Origin of the sequence: Veillonella parvula (genome assembly GCF_001553335.1) — a bacterium.
GTDB classification, from domain to species: Bacteria; Bacillota; Negativicutes; order Veillonellales; family Veillonellaceae; genus Veillonella; species Veillonella parvula_S.
Genome location: NZ_KQ960806.1, coordinates 1 through 25,452 on the forward strand (window position 1 = coordinate 1; position 25,452 = coordinate 25,452).

Genomic DNA, 25,452 nt, shown 5'->3' on the forward strand with positions numbered 1-25,452 from the left:
ATTTGTCGCAATATATTTTACAATTCATCATATAAAATAATTACAATAATAAAGATAGCAGATGAGTGTAAAAAAAACAATTATTTGAAAGTACTACTATAAATGCTTTATAATTATATAGTTAAAAACATTTTTTCTGAGGATTGGGTTTTATGGGAGATTATAACTACAAGTTGGACGTTTTTGAAGGTCCCCTTGATCTGCTCTTGCATCTCATTGAAAAACATAAAATAGAAATTACCGATATTCCTATCGTTGAAATAACGAGTCAATACTTGGCATATCTAGACAATTGGAACCATTTTGATATTCATTATAGTAGTGAATTTCTTGTTATGGCATCTACCTTATTACAGATTAAATCACGCATGTTATTACCTAAGGCTGAACCTGAGCCTGATGAAGCAGAGGATCCACGTGACGAGTTGGTAGCAAAATTAGTAGAATTTAAGAAAATTAAGGATATTACATCTCTATTAATGGAGCGTACCGCTGTATCTGCGAATATATTTAGTCGTCCTGAAGAAACGAGTGTGCTTGGATTAGATAGTGTATATAATTTGGAACTTTCACAGTTATATCAAATTTTTTATCAAACTATAAAACGGGCTAAAGAGTTACCAGAAGAAGAGACAATTCGTGAGGTAAAGGTTGAAAAGGATACGTATAGTTTAGAGGACATGATTATATCCTTGTCTAGTCGTATACATCGTGGCGAATGTCTATATTTTAGGGAGTTATTAGTAGCAATTGATACGAAAAGTGGTATGGTAACTATCTTTATGGCTGTTTTAGAATTATTAAAACAACAAGTTATGGAAATGCGCTATGAAGATGATGATATTATATTCACTGCTACCTTAGAGAGGGCCGTGTAGAAAGGGGGCCATATGAGCTTACCAACGATGCATTTAGAAGCCGTTTTGTTTTCATCGGCAAAGCCTATATCGATAGATATGTTAGCAGAAGTGTTTGGGCTTTCCACAGAGGCGACACAAAAATATATAGAAGAATTACAACGAGAACTAGAAGAACAGAATCGAGGTATTCGAATACGTATATCTGGAGCTGGTGTTGAATTAGTAAGCGCTGTTGAATGTGCTGATTATGTTGGGCATATTCGTAAAAGAGAAGATAAATTATCTAATGCGGCTATGGAAACATTAGCTGTTATCGCCTATAAGCAGCCTATTACAAAGGCTGAAATCGAAGAGGTGCGCGGTGTAAATAGCGATAAAATTATAAAACAATTATTAACTCGATCTCTTATAGCTGAATTAGGTCATAAGGATACTGTAGGTAGACCGATTCTATATGGCACGACTGATGAATTTTTGAGAAGTGCTGGTGTAGAATCGATAGAAGCCTTACATCAAGAAGTTTCGGAAACAGAAGGATAGCATGGAACGATTACAAAAATATATTGCCAGTTGTGGTATTGCATCACGGCGTAAGGCAGAAGAACTAATTACAGAAGGTAAAGTACAGGTCAATGGTCGCAAGGTAACCGAATTAGGGGTCAAAATTAATCCACAAAAAGATAAGGTTAAGGTTAATGGCCAATTATTGGCTCAAGAGAAACCAGTATATTATTTGTTAAATAAACCAAAGGGTGTCATTACATCTGTGTCTGACCCTCAAGGTCGAGAAACAGTTTTAGATTATATAAAAAATGAAACGAAACGAATTTACCCTATTGGTCGTCTCGATTTATATACAGAAGGTTTGTTACTGCTTACGAATGATGGAGAGTTGGCACAAAATCTAACGCACCCATCTAAAGGCGTGGAAAAGACTTATGAAGTTCGCATCAAAGGTCGTGTTCGCGATGATGATTTACAAATTATTGCAAATGGTGTAGAGCTTGAAGATGGTATAACTGCACCTGCGACAATTGTAGATTTAGGTTTTGATGATCATAATGGTGTACATGAAGTAGAAATTACAATTCATGAAGGTCGTAATCGTCAAGTTCGTCGTATGTTTGAACACTTTGGCTATCGTATTCATAATTTAAAACGTATTGCGTATGCTGGTCTTACTTTAGGTGGTGTGAAACGAGGCGCTTCTCGTCAACTAACAATTCGTGAAGTAAAAGCGCTAAAAGCATTGGGGACAGATAAGGCATGAAGCAAATCATAGTCATTGGCGGTGGTGCGGCAGGTCTAATGGCAGCTGTTATAGCAGGCCGTGAAGGAGCACGCGTCATCTTATTGGAAAAAATGAATATGGTTGGCAAGAAAATGGGCATTACCGGTAAAGGTCGCTGTAATATTACGAATAGTGCAGATATGACCGAATTTATAAAAAATACGCCTGGTAATGGTAAGTTCTTGTACGGTGCCTATGAACGCTTTAGTAATGAAGATCTTCTGGACCTTTTGCATAGCTGGGGGTTAAAAACTAAAGTAGAACGTGGGGGACGAGTGTTTCCTGAATCCGATTCTGCATTAGAAGTTCGCAATATCTTTATGAAAATCCTAAAAAAGTATAATGTTCAAGTTCATTTAAATGAACCTGTTACATCGATTACTGTACAGGAAAATCGTGTAGTTGGTGTTACAACGGATAAGGAACAATATGCTTGTGATGCTGCTATTATTTGTACTGGTGGTGCATCTTATCCATTGACAGGCTCTACTGGTGATGGTTACGTTTTAGCCGAAAAAGTGGGACATACTATTACTGATATTCGTCCATCCTTGGTTCCTATCGTTACAAACGAAACGTGGGTAAAGGAAATTATGGGGCTTAGTCTTCGTAATGTTGAGGTTTCCGTAATTTCTAAAAGTAAGGTACAAGCAAAACAATTTGGGGAAATGATGTTTACTCATTTTGGTCTTACGGGGCCTACAATTTTATCATTAAGTCACACGGTAGGTAAGTTGCTTCGTAAGAAAAATCCTCAAGTTACCATTGAAATTAATCTTAAACCTGCTTTAACTGCAGAAGTATTGGATAAGCGCTTGCAAAAGGATTTTGATTTATACTCTAAAAAACAATTGTCTAATGGGATGAAGGATTTACTACCTGTTAATCTTATTCCCATTGTTATAAAGCTTGCTGAGTTAAATCCGGCTAAACCAATTAATCAAATTACAAAGGAAGAGCGTTTGCGCTTATGCCATGTATTGCAACATATGACAGTAACTGTTAAGGAATTACGACCTGTAGCGGAAGCTATTGTTACAGCAGGTGGTATTTCATTAAAAGAATTTAATCCTAAAACTATGGAGTCTAAATTGATTGGTGGTTTATATGGTGCTGGTGAAGTACTAGACATAGATGCTTTTACAGGAGGCTATAATTTACAAGCTGCCTTTTCCACAGGCTATGTGGCGGCTATGCATGCCGTACACGGTGATAAAGAATAGAGGTTGTTATGAACACTAAAAAAATTGCCATTGCTATTGATGGTCCTGCTGGGGCTGGTAAAAGTAGCATTTCTAAAGTAGTGGCCAATGAATTAGGGTATTTATATATCGATACAGGTTCCATGTATCGCGGTGTTACATGGGCAGTTCTTGATAGTCAAATCGATGTTAAGGATCAAGCTGCTGTAGAAGCTTTATTACCTTCTTTAAATTTGACTTTAGAGCCTACTGCAACAGCATGCAAGGTCTATATTAAAGGGAAAGATGTTACATCATTAATTCGCCAGCAGCAAATTAATGATAATGTATCGACTATAGCTTCTTATAAAGGGGTTCGACAATATTTGGTAGAACGCCAACAAGAGATGGCCGCCGTTGGGGGAGTTATATTAGATGGACGTGATATCGGTTCTGTCGTATTACCTAATGCAGAGCTAAAAATTTATTTAACCGCTTCTGTAGATGCGCGTGCAAAACGTAGATGGTTAGAAGTACAAGGTACATCAAACGAGCAAACACTAGATGAAATTAAAAAGAATGTTGTTAGTCGTGATGAAATGGATAAAAATCGTGAAGAGTCTCCACTTGTATGCGTTGAAGATGCAGTAGTTGTAGACTCTAGTAATATGAATTTCGATGAAACTGTGGCATATATATTGAATTTAGTACAGGAGACAATCAATCATGAATAAATTTTCTACCTGGTTATGGCGTACCGCTTTTTGGCTTCGCTATAAGGTAGGGTATGGGTTGAAAGTATATGGTCGCGATAATTTTCCAATGGAAGGGCCTGTTATCGTGGTGCCTAATCATTTAAGTAATAACGATCCCCCTATCTGCGGCTATGCTTTGCCTAGACATGTACACTTTATGGCTAAACAAGAATTATTTGTGAATCCCATTTCATGTTTTTTTTGTACATGGCTTGGTGCATTTCCGTTAAATCGCGGTGCTATTGATAAAGTTGCTATTCGTCATGCCATGGGACTACTTAAAGACAATAAGGTTTTAGGCATATTTGCAGAAGGAAACCGTCAAAAAAGTGGTAAACTTGGTAGATTCCATGATGGTGCAGCATCAATTGCTCTTAGAACAGGTGTTAGCATAGTGCCTGTTGCTATCATTGGCTCTCACAATATGGAACGTAATAAAGTGGCTTGTATTATTGGTAAACCAATCCCAGTTGAAAAAGCTAAAGCGACTCCAGAAGCAATTCAAAAAGTAAATGATAGTGTTAAAAGTGAAATCCAACGAATGATAGATTCTTATCATAACAATTGTATAGAGGAGACTTTATGGAAATAATTTTGGCTGAAAACCATGGTTTTTGCTATGGTGTAAAACGGGCTGTCGAAATGGCAAATGAAGCTGCAAATAGCGATGGTAAAAGCTATACATTAGGACCTATTATTCACAATCCTCAAGTTGTAGGTCGTCTTGAAGATAAAGGGGTAAGCCCTGTTCAAGAAGTGTCTGATATCGCTGAAGGCACAATGATTATTCGCTCTCATGGTGTAGGACCTGCTATTTATGAAGAGGCAGAAGAAAAAGGATTACATGTTGTGGATGCCACATGTCCACATGTAAAAAAGGCACAGCAAGATGCAAAGTCTGTTATAGATGAAGGTATGACTTTGGTGATTTTGGGAGAAAAAAACCATCCTGAGGTCAAAAGCATTAATTTATGGGCAAATAACGAAGGAATAATCATCGAAGATGAAGAATCCGCCCAAAAACTACAAGTTGTGGAAAAAATGGGCGTTGTTGTACAAACAACCTTTTCACAATTCAAATTTAACAGTATAATAGACATATTAGAGAAAAAATCTAAGAATCTTAAGGTTTTCAAAACGATATGCAATGCAACGCAAGAACGACAGAATTCTGCCGTTGATTTAGCACGTAATGTAGATCTTATGATAGTGATAGGCGGTAAGAACAGCGGCAACACAAACCGATTGGCAGAGGTTTGTCGTGACGTTGGATGTACAACGTATCACATTGAAACTTCTACTGAATTACAACTGGAATGGTTTAACCGAGTACAGACGGTAGGAGTAACAGCAGGAGCATCGACTCCCGACTGGATTATTAAGGAGGTCATTGAGACAATGAAAGATTTTGCAGAATTATTAGCAGCCGAAGGTCAAGAAGAATTTAAGAAAGGGAACGTTGTAGAAGGTACAGTAGTTCAAGTCGAAGATGAACGAGCTTATGTATCTTTTGGCTACAAAACTGAAGCCATTTTGAACAGAACTGAAATTTCTTATCCAGCACCAGAATCTGCCAAAGATGTGTTAAAAAATGGTGATGAAATTAAAGCAGTTATCATGAATCACATCAAAGAAGATAATCCTATTTATCTTTCCATGACTCGCTTGGCTAAAGATGAAGATTGGCAATATGTTATCGAAGCACAAGAAAAAGATGAAGCTATCGTATGTAAAGGTATTGATGCTATCCCAGCAGGTTTAGTAGTAACAGTTAAATCTCTTCGTGGTTTCATTCCATTGTCCCAAGGTGATGTTCATTTCGTGAAATCCTTGGACAACTTGGTTGGTACAGAATTTGAAGCTAAAGTACTTGAAATCGATGAAAAGAAAAACCGTTTGGTTCTTTCTCGTCGTGCAGTATTGGAAGTGGAACGTCAAGCTAAATTAGCTGAAGCATTGAAAAATATCAACGTTGGCGAAAACTATAAAGGTATCGTTCGTAAAATTATGCCTTATGGTGCATTCGTAGATATCGGCGGTATTGAAGGTTTACTTCACATTTCCGATATTTCTTGGCAAAAAATCAAAAAAGTGGAAGATGTTCTTTCCGTTGGCCAAGAAATCGAAGTTAAATTACAATCTTTCGACGCTGAAAGCAATAAATTATCCTTGTCCTTAAAAGCTTTATCTAAGAGCCCATGGGACGTTGCTGAAGAAACATTGCATGTTGGCGATGTTATTAAAGGCAAAGTTGTTCGTTTAGTAGCTTACGGTGCATTCGTAGCTGTTAATGACGACATCCAAGGTTTACTTCACATTTCTCAAATTACAAAACAACGTAATGCGAAAGTTGAAGATTACTTGAATCGTGGTCAAGAAGTTGAAGTTAAAATCATTTCTCTTAACAAAGATGAAAAGAAATTGGGTTTGGCTTTGACTGAATTGATGGAATCAAAAGAAACTGCAGAAGACGCTGAATAATTCATTGTCTAATATAAGGCTAGCCAAGGTTTCCTTGGTTAGCCTTTTTGCGTACTTTACTTAGTATATGATAAAATATAGTAATGTATTAGATTAGATAATGAGGTGAAACTATGGCAAAACCATTAGTGGCTGTTGTAGGCCGTCCAAACGTAGGTAAATCTACACTTTTTAATGCCATTGTTAATAAACGTATCTCTATCGTTGAAGATATTCCTGGTGTGACAAGGGACCGTATTTACTTCGATGCAGAGTGGTTAAATCGTGAGTTTACAATGATCGATACTGGTGGTATCGAGTTCATTACTGACAATAGTCATGTTATTCCTAAGATGATGCGACTACAAGCGGAATTAGCAATTGAAGAAGCAGATGTAATTCTATTTGTCGTTGATGGTAAACAAGGTATTGTACCTGCTGATGAAGAGGTCGCAAATATTCTTAGAGCTAGTGGAAAACCTGTTGTACTCGTAGTTAATAAGATTGATAGTGTAAATCAAGAACCGAATATTTATGAATTTTACAATCTTGGTTTGGGGGACCCCATTGGTATTTCCGCTAAAAATCTTATGAATTTAGGTGATCTATTGGATGATACTGTAAAACATTTTCCTCCAGTAGGTACTAATGTAGATGATGAAGATACTATTCATGTTGCTATTATAGGTCGTCCAAATGTGGGTAAATCTTCTTTGACTAACGCATTGTTAGGACAAGATCGTGTAATTGTATCTGATGTAGCAGGTACTACTCGAGACTCTATTGATACGTATTGGACTCATGAGAATCAAAAGTTTGTACTTATTGATACAGCAGGTATGCGTCGTAAGTCTAAAATCGAAGAAGCCGTTGAACGATATAGTATTGTTCGTTCTTTGCGATCAGTAGATCGTGCTGATATTGTAGTCCTTGTACTAGATGCTCAAGATGGTGTTACAGAACAAGATAAAAAAATTGCAGGTTACGCTTACGAAGCTGGCAAGGGTGTAGTGATTGTTGTAAATAAATGGGATCTTGTTGAAAAAGATGACAAAACAACATTGCGTTTTACTGAAGATATTTATGATGAATTAGGTTTCTTGCAGTTTGCACCTATCCTGTTTGCTTCTGCTTTAACTAAGCAACGTATTCATCGTTTAGCTGATATGTTGAAGTTCGTATCTGAACAACAATACCGTCGTGTATCTACAGGGACGTTAAATCAATTATTACAAGATGCACAAACCGTAAATCCTGTGCCGTCTCGCAATGGTAGAATTCCAAAAATCTATTATATGACGCAAGCTAGTGTTAAGCCGCCTACATTCATTTTATTTGTAAATGAACCAGAGCTAATTCACTTCTCTTATATGCGTTTCTTAGAGAATCGATTGCGTGAATCCTTTGGTTTTGAAGGAACACCGATTCGTTTAGTATTACGTGGCAAGAAACGGGATGATGAAGACTAATGGATATTATGATTATTGTATATGCTGTATTATCATATCTTATCGGTTCGATTCCTAGTGGATTAATTATAGGTAAGTTTTTCTTTAATACAGATGTACGGCAATATGGCTCTAAAAATATTGGCGCTACTAATACATATCGTGTTATAGGTCTTAAAGCAGCCTTACCTGTATTTCTATGTGATGCTTTAAAAGGGTCAGTAGGAGTAGTGCTACTCTCACCCTATGGGCCTATGTTTATGATCTTAGGTGGTATTCTTGGAATGATGGGGCATAACTGGTCTGTTTTTCTGGGCTTTAAAGGTGGTCGTGGCGTTGCTACGGGTTTAGGTGTACTTATTGCTCTTTCACCAATAGTAGCATTGATTTGCTTTTTGGTATGGGGTGTTATCGTATACTTCACTAAACTTGTATCTTTAGGCTCTATCATTGCCGCTGCATTAGTACCAGTACTGATGTATTTCACTGGAGAATCCTTCTGGTTTGTTGGCTTTGGCGGATTAGCAGCTTTGTTTGTCATTGTACGTCACTGGGATAATATTAAGCGTCTACTTGCTGGAAACGAGTTAAAAGTAGAGCGCATTAAAAAGGATTAAAGAATGAATGTTGTTGTTATCGGCTCTGGTAGTTGGGGGACGGCCCTTGCTATTAAATCCGTTTTAGCTGGAAATACTACAACTATATATTGTCGTCGTCCAGAATTTGCGGATAAACTTGCAAAAGACTTAGAGAATAAAGACTATTTACCAGGTGTAAAACTTCCAGAAGAATTACAATATAGTTCTGATTTAGAGGCTTGTATTAGTAATGCTGAAGTGGTATTAATGGTTACTCCTTCTGTACATGTACGTACCAGTTTAGAGGCTATTAAACCGTATGCTCATAAAAATCAAGCCTATATTCTATGTTCAAAAGGTGTAGAACGAAGCAGTGGGAAACTTTTGACGACTGTGATGAAAGAGGTTTTTGCTACCATAGGGTGTAATTTAGCGGTTTTGTCTGGACCTAATCATGCAGAAGAGATTGGGCGTAATTTGCCTGCTGCCTCTGTGTTGAGTACAGAGAATCTAGAAGTGGCTACAACATTGCAAAAGGCATTATGTAGTCAAAACTTTAGAATTTATGCAAATACTGATATGATTGGTGTTGAACTAGCAGGAGCCACGAAAAACATCATTGCCCTTGCAGCGGGTATTGCAGATGGTTTAGCTTTAGGGGATAATTGTAAGGCTTTACTATTAACACGTGGTCTTCATGAGATGACTCGCTTTGGGGTGGCCTTAGGGGCCCAAAAAGAAACTTATGCTGGTCTTGCTGGTATGGGGGATTTGATTGCTACTTGTATGAGCCCACATGGTCGTAACCGTGCGGCTGGTCAAAAACTAGCCGAGGGTAAGACGATGGATTTTATTGTTAATCATACTAATATGGTTGTAGAAGGATTTTTCGCAACAGAAATTATTTATAAAATGGCTTGTAAACATCAAATTGAAATGCCTATAACGAAGGCTTTATATGAGGTTTTATACGAAAAAAAATCTCCATCCATAGCATTAGCTGAGTTGATGGGGCGTGATATTAAAATTGAAGTATCATAAATAAAAGATACTTTTAATTTGGTTATTTATATACTATAATTAATGAGTATAATCTTGTGAGGGTTGTATGCGAATTATTGGCGGAACTGCTAAGGGACATGTTATAAAAGCACCTAAAGGATTAGATACTAGACCTACACTTGATCGTGTTCGTGAAAGTGTATTTAATGTATTAGCAAATAGAGGTATATTTGGTTCTGATGTACTAGATATATTTTCTGGCACTGGTGCAGTAGCAATTGAATCCTTAAGTCGTGGTGCAGCACATGCAGTAGCAGTGGACTTTAAAACGGGAAAACTAATTTTAGAGAATGCTAAACATTGTCGTGTGGATGATCGGTTAGAAATTATTCCGAGGAAACTTTCACAATTAAAAAATTATATGGTAGGGCGACAGTTCGATTATATATTTTCTGACCCGCCATATGAAAATGGATTTATACAAGATACCATAGATTTGGTTGTAAACTATGATTTGTTAAAACCTGAAGGTGTTTTATTATTAGAACATCATAAGGATGAGGTTTTTACCTTACCAGAATTATGGGAATGTATAAAAGAACAGAAATTTGGTTATACGGTAGTTTCCTATTTTGTAAAGACAGCCGAAAGGAGCTAAACCTGTGCGTATAGGTGTATGTCCGGGTAGTTTTGACCCAGTTACTAATGGACATGTTGATATTTTTGAACGGGGCAGCCGATTGGTTGATAAATTAATCATTGCTGTCAGCTCAAATCCGAATAAAAATTCCTTATTTTCTATGGAAGAACGGGTTGAGATGATTCGAAATTCTGTCAAACATATTCCTAATGTTGAAATTGATTGTACAGGTGGCTTGCTCAATGAGTATGTTAAATCCAAGAATGCTACTATTATTATTCGAGGATTACGTGCATTGAGCGACTTTGAATATGAATTTCAGCGCGCATTATTTGCAAAATATTTGGATGATGACATTGAAACAGTATTTATTATGACAAATAACAAATACTCTTTTGTCAGCTCCACGGGTATTCGTGAACTAGCTAAATTTGGTGGTAAGCTAGATGGTCTTGTTCCGGATGATGTTAAGGAAAAACTTGAAGAACGCTTTAATACGGTCCATAATAAATAGGGGTGAATTGTATGAAAACAGAAAAATTATTAGAAGATTTAGAGGTTCTTATTGAATCTAGCAGCCGTATTCCTATGACTACTAAACGTATGGTTGAGGAAGACGAAATTATGCGTATTATTGATTCTATTCAGGAATCCTTACCTTTGGAACTTGAAGAATCTCGTCGTATTGTAGCAGATAAAGATAAAGTGTTAGCTGATGCTCAACGTCAGGCTGAAACTTTGATCGATCAAGCTAAAGACTACATTGCTAAATTGACAGCTGAAAGTGAACTTGTAAAACAAGCTCAGGAACAAGCTAATCAAATTATTAATGCAGCAAATCAATCCTCTGATGAGCTGAAAGCTAGCTCTATTCAATATGCTGGTGATGTTCTTAAATATGTTGAAAACAACTTGGAGAAAACATTGGAAAGCTTGCGTCAAAATCGTGAAAGTTTGAAACAAACTGAACAACGTACAGAAGAAAACCAATAGTTTAAACAAAGGCTAGATATCATATTATATCTAGCCTCTTTTTATATTTTAATTCCATAGAAAACTTAAGATAAGTAATATCAAATTTCAGATCAATATGTAAAAAATAATGTGAGCAAAATAATAAGCCAAAAATAAAAGCGAAGGGATACCTTCGCTTTTATCATTCTCTATAGTTTTCTGGTTTTTTAGGCTCCACAATCATAGTTTGATGGGTATTAAAAATAACAAATCCCAAAGGAGATCCAGGTGGCTTTTTGATATTTTTAATGTATGTATAATCTACCGGGACCTTACTAGTATCACGAGCTTTACTAAAGTAGGCTGCATATTGTGCTACTTTAGATAAAATCATATCGTCTGGCTCAATATTGAGTCTCAAAATAAGGTGGGAACCTTGGATATCTTGTGTATGGAACCAAATGTCAGTTGGCTTTGCAAATCGGTGTGTTAAATATTCGTTTTGCTGATTGTTACGACCGATGAATATTTCACCTTCATCAATTGTTAAGTGAATGTAGTTAGATTTACCTAGTTTGTAAGATAATGGTTTTTTTGATTTTTTTATAATGCCTGCATCCATACATTCTTTGCGTATTTCTTCTAAACTTTCACGAGTGGTGGCTAAAGAGATACTGTACAGAATGGATTGTAAGTATGCTAGTTTTGTAGTACTAGCATTGAGTTGGTACTCGCCGCTAACCATACGATTTTTTAGTTTTGTATAAAGCTTATAATACCATTGTGCATTTTCCACAATCGTTAAGTTTGGCTTTAAAGGAATCGTTAAGATTTCGTTTTCTTCGGAAAGAAGATTTTGCAATTCAATAGAAGGCTCATATTGCACTTGAAGGTGTGCATTTATCATTAGAAGATCACCATATAATTTATAGGTTTCCATTTTCTTAGTATCTTCTAATTCATCTTTAATCTTTTGATGGCGACCTTCTTCCTTTTTGATGGCTGCTGTTAAGATTTTTTCTAACTCTTTATCAGCTGTATGAATTGCTTTTGTATTATGAATGGATTCTTCTAAGGCTTCAGAAATAGTGTTGTATTCTTTTAATACCTTATAGTTATGTAATAAAATACTTGCGTAAGCTTTTTTATTGTTATCGTTGACTAAAGTAAACAAACCTTTGCTATTTTCGAGTTTTACCTTGAGGTCGTACAAGGCTTTAGCAAGTGTATCTAGTTGAGAAGTATCTAAATCAGTTATGATTTCTTCACCACTTAATTTGGAAATATATAAAAGTTCATCCAATAAAGGTTTACCAAAACCGTTAAAGATAGCTCGAATAGATTGCTGCACAGAACCATTACCAAAGGAAGTAAGTAGATTTTTTATTTCATTATTATCAAAGTCCATTAAACTTACGCGATTAGCATTTGGTGGTAAATCATACTGTAGCTTTGGACTAATAGAACGTTCACGGTTCATGAGTGGAGAGACGTGAATTAAAGATTCTAAAATAATACCGTCTTGTACAAAAATACAATTGGAATATTTGCCCATTAATTCAACATAAATATATGTACTCGTAATGGAACCGTCCATTTCAAGTTTATCCGTTTGGATGCACATGATTCGGTCGCCATTGATTTGTTCCACCTTTACAATGCGGCTACCTTCAATATGCTTTCGTAAGAACATACAAAGTGAGCTTGGTTCTTTTGGTAAATCTTGCAGTGGTTGACTAAGATACATTGCTGGTGTAGCACCTACGGTAATGATCAAGTTTTGGTCTTCGTTGAGTGCTCGAATTTTAAATAATAATGTAGTTTTATCTATTTGATATAGTTTTTGTATTTGACCTGTTTGTAATCGCTCGTTTATTTCTTTAGCAAGTACAGACATGGTGAGTCCGTCTAAATTCATAGTACTCCTTTCAAATATATTTAGAAGTATAGTTTAGTATACCATAGTGTACATATAATTCTTAGTATTTAACACGGATTGTGTAATTCGTGGTACAATAATAAAAACTACTAAGGAGGATGACTTATGAAAAGTATGACCGGTTTTGGTTCTGGCACAGCAACCAAAGATGGTATTACCTGTACTGTAGAAATTAAGTCCGTAAATGCACGCTTCTTGGATCTATTTATTCGTAGTCCAAAACAAATGAATCCTTTTGAAAGTATTATTCGTGGAATGATACAAAATCGCATTACTCGTGGTAAGGTTGAGGTATCAGTTTCTATTCTAGATGCAGGAGAGCGACCTAAAACTTTCACTATTAATAGTGTATTGAGAAAGCAGATACAAGAGTTATTAGTACAAGAGGAGTTCTATGATAACCCCAAAAAGGTACCTTTACAAGCTGTAAATTCGATTTCTAACGAATGGATTCAACAACAAGATACACTAATTGCTGAAGAGGTACTTTCAGATATTGTAAAAGAAGCAACTACTCAAGCATTAGATGCTTTAATAGCAATGCGAACTGCGGAAGGTCAACATATCAATCAGGATTTATTAGAACGTATCGGAACACTTGAATATATAATTACTAAAATAGACACTAATAAAGCTGGTGCTGTAGAAGCATATCGGGAGCATATAAAAACTAAGATTCAGGAATATTTAATTTCTTTAGAAGCGAGTATTAGTGAAGATCGTTTTATACAAGAAATTGCTCTATTAGCTGATAAGACGGATATTACGGAAGAGATTGTCCGATTTACCTCTCATGTGGTACAATTAAAAAATACACTTGCAGATACAAATTCAATCGGTCGTAAGATTGATTTTATTTTGCAAGAAATGAATCGTGAGGTAAATACAATCGGCTCCAAAGCAATGGATTCGATTATTACTGAGTTTGTGGTTCAACTTAAATGTGAGTTAGAGAAAATTAGAGAACAAGTACAGAATGTAGAGTAATAGGAGGTCTATGAATGAGTATTCAATTACTGAATATAGGCTTTGGTAATATGGTATCTGCTAACCGTGTTATGGCTATTATTAGTCCTGAATCCGCCCCTATAAAGCGGATGGTTCAAGATGCTAGAGATAAGGGATTGCTCATTGATGCCACATATGGTCGTAAGACACGTGCTGTATTAGTTATGGATAGTGGTCAAATTGTATTATCTGCAATTCAACCTGAAACCGTAGCACATCGACTTGTGCAACATGATGTGGATGTAGATACAGTGGAATCATAGGAGTGCATATGTCAGACAGAGGATTATTAATCGTTATATCCGGGCCATCTGGCGCAGGTAAAGGTACGATTTGTGCGAATATTCGTAAAGAAATGCCTAATTTAGTTTATTCCGTTTCTATGACAACCCGTGCTCCACGTGTGGGTGAAAGGGAAGGAATTAACTATTTCTTCCGCTCTAAAGAGGAATTTGAGTCTTTGCTTAGTGAAGACGCATTCTTAGAATATGCTAAGGTATATGATAATTACTATGGTACTCCAAAACAGCATGTAATGGATTTATTAGATGATGGGAAAAGTGTACTATTAGAAATCGATATTCAAGGCGCTATGCAGGTTAAGGAACGTTTTAGCGATGCTGTATTTATTTACATTGTACCGCCGTCACTATCGGAGTTATCTGAACGTTTACATAATCGTGGCACAGATGCTAAAGAAGTCATTGATAAACGATTGTCATTGGCTTGTTCAGAATTAGCCTTAGCTCATCGTTATGACTATATCGTCGTAAATGATGATTTAGCAGAGGCTTCTGAAAAGGTTGCCTCTATCTTGCGAGCTGAGTCTTGTAAGATTAGTCGTAATAAAGAGCAAATTCAATATATTTATAAACAATATCAAGAGTCTAAGGAGAAGTGATAGTATGATGGTAAAACCTCCATTAAAAAAATTGGAAAGCCAAGTAGATAGCAAATATACATTGGTGACTTTAGCGGCTAAACGCGCTCGCGAATTAACAGATGGCGAACCTTGCTTAGCAGAATCTACACATGCGACTGACAAGCCTGTATCTTTGGCATTTTATGAAATTGCTGAAGGTGAAGTGACATATAAACGCACTAAAGAAGGCATTAAATAAAAAATCAATTCCTTGTATCAATGATACAAGGAATTTTTAAAAGGAGAAGAACATGCGCGGAAAACATATCATTGTCGCAGTATCTGCAGGTATTGCAGCGTATAAGGCAATTGAAGTGGTAAGCAGACTTCGTAAAAAAGGGGCTGAAGTAAAGGTTGTAATGACACAAAATGCAACGCATATTGCGTCACCTTTAACGTTTGGCGAAATCAGTGGACATCCTGTAGCTCTAGACATGTTTGAACAAGTCCATCAGTGGGATGTAGAACATATTGCACTGGCCACCTGGGCAGATGCATATGTAGTTGTGCCTGCAACAGCAAATGTGATCGGAAAAATTTATGCAGGCATTGCTGATGATATGTTAACTACAACTATTATGGCCACTACAGCACCTAAGTATCTTTGTCCTGCTATGAATACAGAAATGTATAATAATCCTATTACACAACGCAATTTAGAAGGATTACGTTCTCTGGGCTACCATATTATGGACCCTGCAGAAGGTTGGTTAGCCTGTGGCATTACTGGTGTAGGGCGTTTACCGGAACCAGAAGCAATTGTGGAGTGGCTAGAATCTAAAATGTTCAGTACCAATGAGCTTGAAGGTACTACTATACTCGTTACAGCTGGTGGAACACAGGAGAATATCGATCCTGTTCGGTATATCGGAAATCGCTCTAGTGGTAAGATGGGATATGCTATTGCAGATCAAGCTGCACGCATGGGGGCTCAGGTGATTTTAGTAAGCGCTCCCACATCTTTACCTGTACCAAGTGGCGTAGACTTTGTTTCTGTAGATTCTGCATTATCCATGCAGGAGGCTGTTGAAGCTCGTTATAATGATGTTAATGTAGTTATTATGGCTGCCGCTGTTTCTGACTTTAGAGTCCTTCATAAAGCAGAGCAAAAAATAAAAAAAATGGAGTCTATGACCATAGAACTTGTAAAAAATCCAGATATTCTACAAGGGTTGGGCTCTAAAAAAAGTCATCAAATTCTTGTTGGTTTTGCGGCAGAAACAGAACATGTAATCAAGTATGGTCAGGATAAAGTGGCTAAAAAAAATCTAGATATGCTTGTAGCCAATGATGTAAGCAAATCGAATGCAGGTTTTAATGTAGATACGAATGAAGGCTATTTTTTATATCCTGATAAAGAGCCTAAAGAAATGCCTAATATGAAAAAATCTGACCTTGCTCGACATATCCTTAGAGAAGTTATTGATTTAGTAGCAAACAGAGCTGATATAAATTAATTCTTGTGTGTGTTGTTTTAAAAAGGGTGTGTTTTTCTTACATGTTTGCTATACAAAAAGCATATTTAGACGGCTCATTAGGAAAAGGAAAATGGAGTAATAATATTATCGCCGGATTGGTCGTAGGGGTTGTGGCTCTGCCTTTAGCAATGGCCTTTGCTATTGCTAGTGGAGTTACACCGCAAGCGGGCATTTATACGGCAATCATTGCAGGTATATTTGTATCCTTGTTTGGTGGCTCCCCTGTTCAGATTGCGGGCCCTACAGGGGCATTTATCGTTCTATTGAGCAGTATCGTTGTCAATTATGGCTTTGAAGGTTTACAAATTGCGACCATGATGGCAGGAGTTATTCTGGTTTTAATGAGTGTTGCAAAGTTAGGGACAGTCATTCGGTTTATACCCACACCTGTTATTATGGGTTTTACAGCGGGTATTGGTGTTACAATTTGGGTGGGGCAATGGCCATATTTCTTTGGATTTCCACCGTTGCCTTATATGGCTCATTTCCATGAAAAATTATGGGCTATGATTCAGTCCTTACCATACTCTGACTTACCTACATTGGGGATTGCGATCTTAAGCTTAAGTCTACTGTTAGTTTTACCTAGAATCCCATATATTAATAAAGTTCCAGCTCCCATTGTAGCTATGATTGTTGCTACGGTTATTCAAGCCATCTACCAATTTCCTACGGTTTTAACCATTGGTAGTGCATTTGGTGGCATACCTCAAGGTTTGCCAGAATTTTCTGTACCAAAATTGAGTTTTGATAAAATCTTATCCTTAATCGGGCCGGCTTTTACAATTGCCATGCTAGGCGCTATTGAATCCTTATTGTCTGCAGTTGTTGCTGATGGTATGAGTGGAACCAAGCATGAATCTAATACTGAATTATTTGGACAAGGATTAGCTAATATATTTGCGCCATTGTTTGGTGGAATTGCATCAACCGGTGCTATTGCGCGAACTGCCACAAATATTCGTCAAGGTGGTAATTCTCCGGTGGCAGGTATTGTTCATGCCATTACATTAGGTGCCATTCTTTTATTTTTAGCCCCATATGCAGTGTATATTCCGTTGGCATCTATGGCAGCCATATTATTTGTAGTAGCCTACAATATGAGTGATGTACCACGTTTTATACGAATGCTTGTTCTCGCACCTCGTCCAGATCAAATAATATTATTGCTTACCTTTTTCCTGACTATTTTTACGGATTTAGTAGTAGCTGTAAATGTAGGTGTAGTACTTGCAGTGTTGCAGTTTATGCGTAAAATGGTTAATACAATTGATGTGCATGAAGCAAGTAGTGCCGAATTATCAGCTCAGATTAGGCATGAGATTACAATCCATCCAGAAATAATGGTATACACTGTAGATGGCCCATTATTCTTTGGCGCTATAAGTGCATTTGATAGAGCGTTAAACTCTATACATAAAGATCCTAAATATTTAATCATTCGTTTTGTAAAAGTACCATTTGTAGATTTAACGGGTTTACGTATTTTACGAGGTATTATTGAAGAACTTCAAAAAAGAGGCATAGAAGTTTTGCTTAGTGATGTGAGTTACGATATACGTAGAGAGATGTATAAATCTGATTTCTTGGATATTCTGGGCCGTCATCATATGTATCGTCAGTTTGAAAGTGCCCTTCATAAGGCCGAACATGATTTAGCTTTAAAAGAGGCAAGAGAGGTATAATAATGACTTGCTTTCTCACTGTAAATACACTATAATATTTTTGTAACTCATCAAGAGTAGTGGAGGGATAGGCCCTGTGAAGCTACAGCAACCATTCCAAGCGGAAAAGGTGCTAATTCCTATGACAAATGTCGTTAGATGGGAGGGTCTCTCATGAGTGCATGAGAGACTTTTTTTCGTATTAGGAGGATAAAATGGCTGAAAAACATATGTTTTTTACTTCTGAATCTGTTACTGAAGGCCATCCAGATAAAATAGCTGACCAAATTTCTGATGCTGTTTTGGATGCGATTATTGAAAAGGATCCAACTGCTCGTGTGGCTTGTGAAACTTTAGTTACTACTGGTTTAGTTCATGTAGTAGGTGAAATTTCTACTCACACATATGTTGATATTCCTCGCATCGTACGTGATACAATTCGTGAAATTGGTTATACTCGTGCAAAATTTGGTTTTGATTGTGATACTTGTGGTGTACTTGTATCCATCGATGAACAATCTGCGGATATCGCCATGGGCGTTGATGAAGCACTTGAATCAAAAGATGGCAATGGTGAAGTGCTTGATAAAATCGGTGCTGGTGACCAAGGTATGATGTTTGGCTATGCATCTAATGAAACACCTGAACTCATGCCTTTGCCAATTTCCTTGGCACATCGTTTATCTCGTCGACTTACAGAAGTTCGTAAGGATGGGACTTTAACTTACTTACGTCCAGACGGTAAAACTCAAGTTACTGTAGAATATGTTGATGGTAAACCTAAGCGCATTGATACAATTGTTATTTCTACGCAACATAGCCCTGAAGTGACCCAAGAACAAATTAAAGCCGATTTGAAGCGTTATGTAATTGACGCAGCGTTGCCTGCTGAATTCGTTGATGAAAATACTAAATACTTCATCAATCCAACTGGTCGTTTCGTAATTGGAGGCCCTCATGGTGATGCTGGTTTAACTGGCCGTAAAATTATTGTAGATACATACGGTGGTATGGCCCGTCATGGTGGCGGTGCATTTTCTGGTAAGGATCCATCTAAAGTGGACCGTTCTGCAGCATACGCAGCGCGTTATGTAGCTAAAAATGTTGTAGCAGCAGGTCTTGCTGATAAATGTGAAGTGCAAGTTGCTTATGCAATTGGGGTTGCTCATCCTGTATCTATTTTAGTTGATACTTTTGGTACAGGTCGCATAGAGGAAACAAAAATTCAAGAGCTTGTTAAAAAACATTTCGACCTTCGTCCAGCAGGAATCATTGAAATGCTTGATTTGTTAAAGCCTCATTATCGCAAAACTGCAGCGTATGGTCACTTTGGTAGAACTGATGTGGATTTACCTTGGGAACGTACAGATAAAGCACAAATCCTAAAAGAAGAAGCTGGCTTATAATACAAAAGGTCTTGGTAGAATTTCTACTGAGACCTTTTATAATAAACGAAAGGAAATAATGTATGCGCGTAGCACAAGTTATAATTAACAGACCAGCCAAACAACTTCATAAACCTTTGAGCTATTTAATGCCTGAAAAGTTTGGTAATGTTTTACCTGGTACGCGCGTACTCATTCCTTTAGGACATAGTCGTGAAGAAGGCATTCTTATTGGTTACGACGAGTTAGTTGAGCCACCAGAGTTCACTTTACGAAATATTGTGCAAGTATTAGATAGCGAACCTTGGTTTACACCGGAAATGATGGATACGGCCCGCCGTCTAAATGAGTATTATTTATTCTCTTATGGCGATGCATTGCGATTGTTTACAGTGAATAAGACATTAAAATCTTACGAGGCACCAAAGGAAGAATGGTTAGTAGTCATGCCAGAATTTTCGGTGGCACAATTTAGTGAACGGAAAAAGAAGCAACGAGAATTAGCAAAATACTTACTTGAAGTGGGCGGAGCATCTAAGGCATTACTGCTAGCTAAAGGCTATTCTCGTATGGTCATTAAACAAGTGAGTGAAGCTAAAGGTATTGTCGTTGAAGCTCGTTTTAAAGCCACAAAAACAACATTTGATGAGCTTTTAACAGAAGAAGTTAATATTCCTCTTACTGAATCTCAACAAGCTGTATATGGACCAATACAAGATACAATGAATAGCCATGAATATAAAACCTTTTTACTTCATGGTGTCACTGGTAGTGGTAAGACTCAATTATATTTACGTGCTACAGCAAGATGTATTAGTCAGGATAAGACGGCTATTATTTTAGTACCTGAAATTATATTGACTGATCAAATTGTGAGACGATTTGTAGAAACTTTTGGTGACGAAGTCGTAGTATTTCATAGTAAATTGACGGTACAACAACGGAACAATAATTGGGAGCGTTTGCGCCGTAAGGATAGTCACATTATTATTGGTGCTCGTTCTGCCGTATTTGCGCCAGCTGAGGATATCGGCCTTATTGTGGTCGATGAAGAACATGATCCATCTTATAAACAAGAGGATATGGTTCGATATCATGCACGTAACGTGGCATTGTGGCGTGCTGAGGCACATGGTTGTCCCGTTATTTTAGGTTCTGCTACACCATCTGTTACTTCGTACTATAAAGCTAAGCAAGGGGAGTATCATTTACTAGAGTTGCCAAATCGCATTTTTGAGCAACCTATGCCGAAGGTTACTATAGTAGATATGAAGGAAGAAATTCTTCATGGGAATTACTCCGTTTTTTCTGATGCCATGAGTCGCTTAATTCAACATACATTAGATGAGCATAATCAAATGATTATTCTGTTAAATAGACGCGGTTATAGTACTTTTGTTATGTGCCGGGATTGTGGGGAAACTATTATGTGTCCTCATTGTGATGTAGCTATGGTTTATCACCAAGCTGGTGAAGAATTGCGTTGTCATTATTGTGAACATCATGAACCAATTCCAACTGTTTGTCCCAAATGTAATAGTAAGAGGATTAAGTTTTTTGGTTCAGGCACACAAAAGGTAGAGGAAGAGTTACGTCGTCACTTTAAATCGGCCCGCATTGCTCGTCTTGATCAAGATGTGACAAAAAATAAGCAATTAGCAGAAGATATTTTACATGATTTTGGGGCTCATAAATATGATATTTTGTTGGGAACACAAATGGTATCTAAAGGACATGACTTTAAAGATGTAACAGCTGTTGGTATTTTAACAGCCGATTCAGTTTTGAATATTCCCGTTTATACAGCTTCAGAACGAACTTTTGATTTACTTACTCAAACGTCTGGACGTGCCGGTAGGGGTGAAAAACCGGGTAGCGTTGTAATACAAACATATAATCCTTTAAATTATGCTATAATAAAGAGTAAGGCTCATGATTATATAGGCTTTTACAATGAAGAAATTCAAAACCGTAAAGCTTTAGGATATCCTCCATTTCGCGAAATGATTCATATGGTTGTTCGTCATCAAGATATGAAAACATTAGAGTCTATAGCAAATCGTATTGTCGATGACTTGGAGTCTTATAAAGGAAATCAGGATATTTTGATTAATGGTCCTTATGAAGCGCCTATAAAAAAAGTGCGCGATATGTATCGTTTAGCTATTATGATTCGCGGTACAGATTTAACGAATTTGAAAGAATATATATATAACTCATGGATTTTCACGCAAGAAGGACTGCTGATTGACGTGGATCCCGTGTAGTGTAGGAGTATCAATGGCTGTATTAGATGTTGTGAAAGCAGGTCATCCCGTTTTAAAACAAGTGGCGGAACCTGTAGAACATGTTAATAAAAAACTTAGAGCCCTTATCGATGATATGGCTGAAACTATGTATAAGACTGAAGGGGTTGGTCTTGCAGCACCTCAAGTGGCTGTAGCTAAACGTATTATCGTTGTAGATGACCAATCTGGTAGTGGTCTTATTGCGCTAATTAACCCTGAAATCACTCATGCTGAAGGTTCTCAAGTTGGACCTGAAGGATGCTTAAGTGTGCCAGGATATTTCGGAGATGTGGAACGATTTAATAAAGTCACCGTTAAAGGTATTGATCCACATAATAAGAAAGTAACTATAAAAGCTGAAGGTTTTTTGGCGCGTATTTTCCAACATGAAATTGATCACTTGGAAGGTCATTTGTTTATTGAAAAAGCAACTAACTTACGATTAATTACTGATCATCCAGAGGAGAAAGAAATTGTCTGATAATAAACAATTACGCATCGTTTTTATGGGGACACCAGACTTTTCTGTGCCTACCTTAGAGGCTTTGATTCAAGCTGGTCATTCTATTGTCGGTGTGTATTGCCAGCCTGATAAACAAAAAGGGCGTGGTAAACAAGTTCAAATGCCCCCTGTAAAAGTAGCTGCTTTAGAGCATGACTTGCCTGTATATCAACCAGTCACTTTGCGTGATGAACAAGTGAGAGCCGAATTAGAAGCATTACAACCAGATGTAGTGATTGTTATTGCGTATGGTAAAATTTTACCTCCTTGGCTTATTCGATTGCCGCAATATGGTTGTATTAATGTTCATGCCTCTATTTTACCTAGTTATAGAGGCGCTGCGCCAATTCATTATGCAATTCTTAATGGAGACTCTAAAACGGGTGTTACCATAATGCATATGGATGATGGACTTGATACAGGTGATATCATTGACATTGTGGAGATAGATATTTTACCCGGTGAAACGACAGGACAGTTATTTGAACGTATAGCTGTACTGGGGGGTGAAACTATAGTGCCTGTATTAACTCGTTGGGTTAATGGAGAAATTGTGGCTACACCACAAGATGATTCAATGGCTACACATACTACTAAGATTACAAAGGAAATGGGGCAGATCGACTGGTCTAAGCCGGCTAATGAAATTGCAAATCTCATTAGAGGACTTAATCCAGCACCTGGATGTTATACATATCTCGATGGAAAACGTTTAAAAGTATGGTCTGGAGAAGTGGTTCCCAGTGATACGACTCACTGTTTGATAGATGTCCATGGTAAACATGTACCAATTGCTATATCAGCCACAACTGTGCCTGGTACAATCGTATCTAAAATAGCCGGTTTAGGTGTATTTTGTGGTGATGGAAATATAATTCTATTAACAGAAGTCCAACCAGAAAATAAAAAACGCATTTCTGCAATTGATTTTATAAATGGTCATCAAATAAAGGAAGGTATCGTTTTTGGGGACTCAATATAAGCAGTACGAAACGTATCCGTTATACTTGATTTTATCAACTATTACATGTGCTTTGCTCACAGCAGTACTAGCCTTTCTAATGTATATATTAGAACCAGGACTTTTACAATTGCATCCATTTGCATCAATTATAAGTAGTGTAGTTATATCTATACTTATTGCTATTATATGGATTTTGTGCTTATCTTTAATTGTTGCTAGCACAGGTATTATACGGTTACATCCTATTGTTTTAAGACTAGCCAATCAGTTTATTTATGGATTATTTCCATTAACTTTGGCGATTGGTAAGGTGAGAGGGGTTACTAAGGATCAACTCCGCCAGTCTATGATTGATTTAATCAATCATTTAGTAATGCTAGATATGTATACGGTAGATCCAGAACGTATATTATTATTAACTCCTCACTGTTTACAAGAAAGTTCGTGTGTTCATAAGGTTACACATGATGTATATAATTGTAAGCAGTGTGGGCGATGCCAGGTTGGTAATTTGTTGCAAGTGGCTAAGGACTATGGTTGTCAATTTATAGTTGTCACTGGAGGCACCTTAGCGCGGATGAAGGTAAAGGAAGCACGGCCAAAAGCTATTGTAGCAATAGCTTGCGAACGAGATTTAGCAAGTGGAATGGCTGATGTATTTCCCATCCCAGTTATTGGGGTATTAAATGAACGTCCTAATGGGCCATGTTGTAATACAACAGTCGATTCTGAACGTGTTCGAGCAGTAGTAGAACAATTGATTGGTAGGAATAGTAATGATAGAGGTAAAGACTAATCAACAACAAAATATTCGATTGCTCGCTGTAAAAGCATTGAGTGAAATTAATCGCAATGGTGCTTATGCAAATATAAAGTTGCAAGAGTATTTACAGAAATATCATCTATCCGATTTAGATCGAAGATTCTTTACTGAACTTGTGTATGGGGTCATTCGTAGAAAAAATTACTTGGATGCTATTATTGTTCACTTTGCAAAGCGACCCTTAAAGAAACTATCTTCTATGGTTGTGGAAATCCTTAGACTTGGTATTTATCAAATTATCTATATGGATAAGGTTCCTGAAAGTGCGGCTGTTAACGAATCTGTTAAACTCGCCAAAAAGCTAACTAGAGGTTTATCTGGTTTTGTAAATGCTGTTTTGCGTTCGGTTTTACGTGAAAGTGATAGCATTTCTATCGGTGAACTAGCTAAGTCCGAAGCTGAAGAAATTTCCTTTATCTACAATCAACCATTATGGCTTGTCAACTTATGGATAAAAGAAATGGGAAAAGATAAGACCGTAGATCTTTGTTCTTGGTTTAATGAACAACCTCGTTTGACGGCTCGCATAAATACAGTGAAAGTATCTATTGAGGATTGTTTAAAAGAATTAGAAGATTTAGATTGGATTGTAGAACAGGATACATATATTCCTGAAGTAGTTTATATTGATGGACATCAAGGTCATTTAGAAAAAGCTAAACCTGTTTTAGAAGGTCATATTACTTTTATGGATAAAGCATCTATGTTAGTAGCCCATGTGGTAGATCCTCAACCAGGAGAGCATATCTTAGACTGTTGTGCTGCACCAGGTGGCAAGTCTATGCATATGGCAAGTCTTATGAATAATACAGGAGCTATTATGAGTTGTGATATTTACGACCATAAATTAGAACTGATTAATCAAAATGCTGAGCGATTAGGTGTATCTATTATTTCTACTAAGCTTCAAGATGGTCGTTATCTTCCTGATAATTGGAAAGAACAATTTGATCGCGTCTTAGTTGATGCTCCTTGTTCTGGTCTAGGTATATTACAAAAGAAATTAGACATGCGTTGGCGTAAAACAGAGTCTTTACTTATTGAGTTGCCGCCGTTACAACTTGAAATATTAGAAAAAGCCTCTGAAATGGTTAAGGTTAATGGATATTTAGTATATTCCACATGTACTATGAATAGTGGTGAAAATGAAGCTGTTCTAAATAAATTCTTGGCAATTCATAAGAACTTTATCATCGATCCTGTATCATATAAAGGGGCACCACAAGCTATAGATGGTATGATTACAACCTATCCACCGCGAGATCATATGGATGGTTTCTTTATGGCTCGCATGAAACGCTTATCATAAT

Annotated in this window: 26 protein-coding genes and 1 riboswitch; of the genes, 25 read left to right on the plus strand and 1 reads right to left on the minus strand. The window is 37.0% G+C overall.

Annotated elements, in window-relative coordinates:
- Positions 1-152: 152 nt before the first annotated feature.
- From HMPREF1865_RS07770 to HMPREF1865_RS07830, 13 genes are all read left to right on the plus strand, one after another.
- Positions 153-878, plus strand: a complete 726-nt coding sequence (locus tag HMPREF1865_RS07770; RefSeq protein WP_024061798.1) for a segregation and condensation protein A — start codon at positions 153-155, stop codon at positions 876-878.
- A 12-nt stretch (positions 879-890) separates the two neighbouring features.
- Positions 891-1,400 (plus strand): SMC-Scp complex subunit ScpB, encoded by a 510-nt coding sequence (gene scpB / locus HMPREF1865_RS07775; protein ID WP_004693207.1) that lies wholly within the window; start codon positions 891-893, stop codon positions 1,398-1,400.
- Between the two features lies 1 nt (position 1,401).
- Positions 1,402-2,130, plus strand: a complete 729-nt coding sequence (locus tag HMPREF1865_RS07780; RefSeq protein WP_004697430.1) for a pseudouridine synthase — start codon at positions 1,402-1,404, stop codon at positions 2,128-2,130.
- Entirely contained in the window at positions 2,127-3,374 is a 1,248-nt protein-coding gene (locus HMPREF1865_RS07785) for a BaiN/RdsA family NAD(P)/FAD-dependent oxidoreductase (protein WP_024061799.1), read from the plus strand. Before HMPREF1865_RS07780 ends, HMPREF1865_RS07785 begins: the two co-directional genes overlap by 4 nt.
- A gap of 8 nt (positions 3,375-3,382) precedes the next feature.
- Entirely contained in the window at positions 3,383-4,066 is a 684-nt protein-coding gene (gene cmk / locus HMPREF1865_RS07790; protein ID WP_004693214.1) for a (d)CMP kinase, read from the plus strand.
- Positions 4,059-4,679 carry a lysophospholipid acyltransferase family protein gene (locus HMPREF1865_RS07795; protein ID WP_060919756.1) on the plus strand — a complete coding sequence of 207 codons (621 nt, stop codon included), beginning with the start codon at positions 4,059-4,061 and terminating at the stop codon, positions 4,677-4,679. Before cmk ends, HMPREF1865_RS07795 begins: the two co-directional genes overlap by 8 nt.
- Positions 4,670-6,568: a bifunctional 4-hydroxy-3-methylbut-2-enyl diphosphate reductase/30S ribosomal protein S1 gene (locus HMPREF1865_RS07800; protein WP_008600816.1), complete on the plus strand. Its 1,899-nt coding sequence runs from the start codon at positions 4,670-4,672 to the stop codon at positions 6,566-6,568. Before HMPREF1865_RS07795 ends, HMPREF1865_RS07800 begins: the two co-directional genes overlap by 10 nt.
- A 113-nt stretch (positions 6,569-6,681) precedes the next feature.
- Positions 6,682-8,016, plus strand: a complete 1,335-nt coding sequence (gene der / locus HMPREF1865_RS07805) for a ribosome biogenesis GTPase Der (RefSeq protein ID WP_008600817.1) — start codon at positions 6,682-6,684, stop codon at positions 8,014-8,016.
- On the plus strand, positions 8,016-8,612 hold the full coding sequence (plsY, locus tag HMPREF1865_RS07810; RefSeq protein WP_060919757.1) for a glycerol-3-phosphate 1-O-acyltransferase PlsY: 597 nt from the start codon (positions 8,016-8,018) through the stop codon (positions 8,610-8,612). The genes der and plsY overlap by 1 nt, the downstream gene beginning before the upstream one ends.
- A 3-nt stretch (positions 8,613-8,615) precedes the next feature.
- Entirely contained in the window at positions 8,616-9,614 is a 999-nt protein-coding gene (locus HMPREF1865_RS07815) for an NAD(P)H-dependent glycerol-3-phosphate dehydrogenase (protein ID WP_060919758.1), read from the plus strand.
- A gap of 67 nt (positions 9,615-9,681) precedes the next feature.
- Positions 9,682-10,233 carry a 16S rRNA (guanine(966)-N(2))-methyltransferase RsmD gene (gene rsmD, locus HMPREF1865_RS07820; protein ID WP_060919759.1) on the plus strand — a complete coding sequence of 184 codons (552 nt, stop codon included), beginning with the start codon at positions 9,682-9,684 and terminating at the stop codon, positions 10,231-10,233.
- A 4-nt stretch (positions 10,234-10,237) separates the two neighbouring features.
- Positions 10,238-10,729 (plus strand): pantetheine-phosphate adenylyltransferase, encoded by a 492-nt coding sequence (coaD, locus tag HMPREF1865_RS07825; protein ID WP_004693226.1) that lies wholly within the window; start codon positions 10,238-10,240, stop codon positions 10,727-10,729.
- A gap of 11 nt (positions 10,730-10,740) precedes the next feature.
- Positions 10,741-11,208: a hypothetical protein gene (locus HMPREF1865_RS07830; protein WP_004693228.1), complete on the plus strand. Its 468-nt coding sequence runs from the start codon at positions 10,741-10,743 to the stop codon at positions 11,206-11,208.
- A gap of 163 nt (positions 11,209-11,371) precedes the next feature.
- Here HMPREF1865_RS07830 and HMPREF1865_RS07835 read toward each other — a convergent pair whose 3' ends face one another.
- The gene (locus tag HMPREF1865_RS07835; RefSeq protein ID WP_060919760.1) at positions 11,372-13,087 is read right to left on the minus strand and encodes an Rqc2 family fibronectin-binding protein; all 1,716 of its coding nucleotides are present in this window, start codon (positions 13,085-13,087) and stop codon (positions 11,372-11,374) included.
- Between the two features lie 126 nt (positions 13,088-13,213).
- Between HMPREF1865_RS07835 and HMPREF1865_RS07840 the strand changes: the two genes are divergently transcribed.
- The 12 genes from HMPREF1865_RS07840 (at position 13,214) to rsmB (ending at position 25,451) form a co-directional block, all read left to right on the plus strand.
- On the plus strand, positions 13,214-14,095 hold the full coding sequence (locus HMPREF1865_RS07840; RefSeq protein ID WP_060919761.1) for a YicC/YloC family endoribonuclease: 882 nt from the start codon (positions 13,214-13,216) through the stop codon (positions 14,093-14,095).
- 14 nt (positions 14,096-14,109) lie between these two features.
- Complete coding sequence (gene remA / locus HMPREF1865_RS07845) at positions 14,110-14,379, plus strand: extracellular matrix/biofilm regulator RemA (protein WP_004695657.1); 270 nt, start codon at positions 14,110-14,112, stop codon at positions 14,377-14,379.
- A gap of 8 nt (positions 14,380-14,387) precedes the next feature.
- The gene (gene gmk / locus HMPREF1865_RS07850; RefSeq protein WP_012864305.1) at positions 14,388-15,017 is read left to right on the plus strand and encodes a guanylate kinase; all 630 of its coding nucleotides are present in this window, start codon (positions 14,388-14,390) and stop codon (positions 15,015-15,017) included.
- Positions 15,018-15,021: 4 nt separating this feature from the next.
- A complete protein-coding gene (gene rpoZ, locus HMPREF1865_RS07855) occupies positions 15,022-15,237 on the plus strand; it encodes a DNA-directed RNA polymerase subunit omega (RefSeq protein WP_004695660.1) in 216 nt (71 codons plus the stop codon).
- 52 nt (positions 15,238-15,289) lie between these two features.
- On the plus strand, positions 15,290-16,495 hold the full coding sequence (gene coaBC / locus HMPREF1865_RS07860; RefSeq protein ID WP_060919762.1) for a bifunctional phosphopantothenoylcysteine decarboxylase/phosphopantothenate--cysteine ligase CoaBC: 1,206 nt from the start codon (positions 15,290-15,292) through the stop codon (positions 16,493-16,495).
- A gap of 41 nt (positions 16,496-16,536) precedes the next feature.
- Complete coding sequence (locus tag HMPREF1865_RS07865; protein ID WP_060919763.1) at positions 16,537-18,201, plus strand: SulP family inorganic anion transporter; 1,665 nt, start codon at positions 16,537-16,539, stop codon at positions 18,199-18,201.
- A gap of 44 nt (positions 18,202-18,245) precedes the next feature.
- Positions 18,246-18,346, plus strand: a riboswitch (SAM riboswitch).
- 49 nt (positions 18,347-18,395) lie between these two features.
- Positions 18,396-19,586, plus strand: a complete 1,191-nt coding sequence (metK, locus tag HMPREF1865_RS07870) for a methionine adenosyltransferase (RefSeq protein ID WP_004695665.1) — start codon at positions 18,396-18,398, stop codon at positions 19,584-19,586.
- A gap of 62 nt (positions 19,587-19,648) precedes the next feature.
- Positions 19,649-21,832 carry a replication restart helicase PriA gene (gene priA, locus HMPREF1865_RS07875; protein WP_060919764.1) on the plus strand — a complete coding sequence of 728 codons (2,184 nt, stop codon included), beginning with the start codon at positions 19,649-19,651 and terminating at the stop codon, positions 21,830-21,832.
- A gap of 13 nt (positions 21,833-21,845) precedes the next feature.
- Positions 21,846-22,334: a peptide deformylase gene (gene def, locus HMPREF1865_RS07880; protein ID WP_004695669.1), complete on the plus strand. Its 489-nt coding sequence runs from the start codon at positions 21,846-21,848 to the stop codon at positions 22,332-22,334.
- On the plus strand, positions 22,327-23,337 hold the full coding sequence (gene fmt / locus HMPREF1865_RS07885) for a methionyl-tRNA formyltransferase (protein ID WP_004695671.1): 1,011 nt from the start codon (positions 22,327-22,329) through the stop codon (positions 23,335-23,337). The genes def and fmt overlap by 8 nt, the downstream gene beginning before the upstream one ends.
- Entirely contained in the window at positions 23,321-24,115 is a 795-nt protein-coding gene (locus HMPREF1865_RS07890; RefSeq protein WP_004695673.1) for a DUF116 domain-containing protein, read from the plus strand. Before fmt ends, HMPREF1865_RS07890 begins: the two co-directional genes overlap by 17 nt.
- Positions 24,096-25,451, plus strand: a complete 1,356-nt coding sequence (gene rsmB / locus HMPREF1865_RS07895; RefSeq protein ID WP_060919765.1) for a 16S rRNA (cytosine(967)-C(5))-methyltransferase RsmB — start codon at positions 24,096-24,098, stop codon at positions 25,449-25,451. Before HMPREF1865_RS07890 ends, rsmB begins: the two co-directional genes overlap by 20 nt.
- Position 25,452: the final 1 nt, after the last annotated feature.